This window comes from Sporomusa sp. (assembly GCF_057736855.1).
On sequence record NZ_JBYKYF010000002.1, the window covers coordinates 25,682 to 28,168 of the forward strand.

Here is a 2,487-nt window from a genome sequence, read left to right on the forward strand (position 1 = left end):
GTACTATCAACCCCCCCGGAGAAAGCAACAACCGCGCTTTTTAGCGACAAAAGTATGGTATTAAGCTTAGTTACCTTTTCTTGTATTGTATGCATTACCATCATCCTTGCAATAGTTAATATAAAGACATAATGTCTTGATACGCATTATGTCTTTATTTAGGATTCCCTATGAACAGCCAAAATCCTGTTTATGGCTGAATTTTTTTAATTTTGCAATTGAGGAGAAGGATATGAGTGTTTTAAGAGTTTTTCCAATGTCTCAATGATTTTTAATTGAGTTTCTTCCATAAGCAAAACGAAGTGATTTAATACCATTATCTGCGGATTAGTCCGTATTTGTTCCCGTACAACCATTTCTAAATATCCAATGGCCAATTCTATTTGTTCCGCAGCAGCTAAAACCTGACTGTCAAGCAAACGCTCCCACAGAATATAATGATATGTTTGCACCAGTTGTGCTGCTTGGCTATATCCTTCGCTATTATAGTGATAATGAATAAATTCAGAAATATGCTTAACAAACTCGTTAAATTCATGGCTGTTAATCAAAATCATATCCGAAAGGGCTGTAAAAATAAGTTTGTTCAGCTCATGGATATTATTATTCTGTAGCTTCATTAATGTCAGCAAATGATTCACTTCTTCTGTCTGGTTATACATGGCATCCCCCCCAAGGCGGCGCATCATAGAACATTATAATCCATAATATTCAGTTCTCCCATATTATGTCACTACTCACACCATGCAGCAACCAAAAACCGATTCGATTCAATGCTTATAGCAAATAAAAATTTATAATACTAAATTAAATAATAAAGCAAACGGTTCTAATCTAATGTCAAATGCTTGATTAATACTGCCTATGGCTGACAGCCAGCAAAATCGGCAATACTATTGGCAACAATCTCAGGTAATCGTTCTGGTCACCTGAGATCTAGCTCTACATTTCTGTATTGAATCGCAACTGTTCCGGCAGGATATTGTAGCTTTATCCCGAAAAAATGGGTAATGAACGTAAGGAGGTCGTTTTTATGGCAATGCTGACAATAACCGATCAGGCCCTCGAATATATTAAATCACGCAACAAACCAGTCTATCTTGAACTTTTTCAAGTCATTTCCTGTTGAATTGACATCAGAGAAAGCCCGGCTGTACGCCTGGGCCAACCGCATAACCCGGAAAACTATACCCTGGAAAACATACAAGGTGTCATGGTATACATTCCCCATGATCTGCCTAACATACCCTTAACTATTGCCCTCAGCAGTTTCTTATGGTTTAAAAAATTAGTTATTGAAGGTTGGCGACTAGCTTAAACAGAAGGAGCCCTGGTGCATATACCAAGGCTCCTTCTGTTTATTCAATCTCCTGTCTAAAGGAATGCTGCAATCTGTCAATAAGTAAATATACCAGCGGAATAATGACTAGTGTTAGGAAAGTTGAGGTAATCAATCCGCCAATAAGAGTTACTCCCATGGAGGCCCGTATCTCCGCCCCGGCGCCAATACCAAAAGCTATAGGCAACATCCCAAAAATCATGGCAAGGGTTGTCATCATTATCGGTCTAAGCCTGACTGACCCAGCTTCCACCAAGGCATCACTGACCGACATCCCCTGTCTGCGCAACTGATTCGTATAGTCAACCAGCAAAATTGCATTCTTAGTTACCAGCCCCATTAGCATAATAACGCCAATCAATGACATGATATTTATGGTATTGCCGGTAATTAATAAACCCAGTATCGCTCCAACCAACGAAAACGGTAATGATAACATAATTGTCAGCGGATGAATAAAGCTTTCAAATTCAGCCGCTAACACCATATAAATGAGGATAACAGCCAATATTAACGCTTTGGCAATCTCTTTAAACGAGTTTTCCATCATTTGCGCTTGACCTACCAGCTTATAGTTATAACCTAAAGGTAAATTAAGTCCTGCAACCAGATCTTTTACCTGAGCAAGAATTTCTCCCGAAGATGTGCCTACGGCATTCGCATAAACAATAACTTGTCGCTGTCGGTCTTCCCGATCAATCTGTGTTGGGCCGGATGACAGCTTCACTTCAGCAATATCGCCTAAACGAATAAAACCATTTGGGCTCGGAATCCGAAGGTTGGCAACATCATCCAGACCTAACCGGTGTTCTTGTTTCAGTTGGACACGAATATCATAATCACTGTCAGCCACAGTATACTGATTGCTAGCTGTTGATCCTAGAAAAGCAGTCTGTACCGCCTTTCCAGCAGTTGCCGCATCTAGGCCAACGTCACCTAAACGAGCCGGGTCAAATCTTACCTGCACTTCTGGCTCAGATTGTTCACTGGATATATCCACATCGGTAGTGCCAGGAATTTGTTTTAGCTGTTCTGCTAGCATGCTGGCATACATATTCAGATTTTCCAGTTCCGGACCTCGCAGCGCTACTTGCACTGGCCGCGAATCCCCACGTCCCACGCTCTGTCCGCTTGACACCGATACCTTT

At 40.9% G+C, this 2,487-nt stretch carries 3 protein-coding genes; 1 reads left to right on the plus strand and 2 read right to left on the minus strand.

Features of this window, described 5'->3' with window-relative positions:
- Positions 1-206: 206 nt before the first annotated feature.
- Positions 207-662: a hypothetical protein gene (locus tag AC29Z1_RS00390; protein WP_488269470.1), complete on the minus strand. Its 456-nt coding sequence runs from the start codon at positions 660-662 to the stop codon at positions 207-209.
- A gap of 473 nt (positions 663-1,135) precedes the next feature.
- Here AC29Z1_RS00390 and AC29Z1_RS00395 point away from each other — a divergent pair, with 473 nt between their 5' ends.
- Positions 1,136-1,318 carry a CC/Se motif family (seleno)protein gene (locus AC29Z1_RS00395; RefSeq protein WP_488269477.1) on the plus strand — a complete coding sequence of 61 codons (183 nt, stop codon included), beginning with the start codon at positions 1,136-1,138 and terminating at the stop codon, positions 1,316-1,318.
- 40 nt (positions 1,319-1,358) lie between these two features.
- On the opposite strand, the gene AC29Z1_RS00400 is transcribed toward AC29Z1_RS00395, so the two are convergent.
- Positions 1,359-2,487, minus strand: a 1,129-nt coding sequence (locus tag AC29Z1_RS00400) for an efflux RND transporter permease subunit (RefSeq protein WP_488269471.1), incomplete at its 5' end; no start/stop codon positions are given.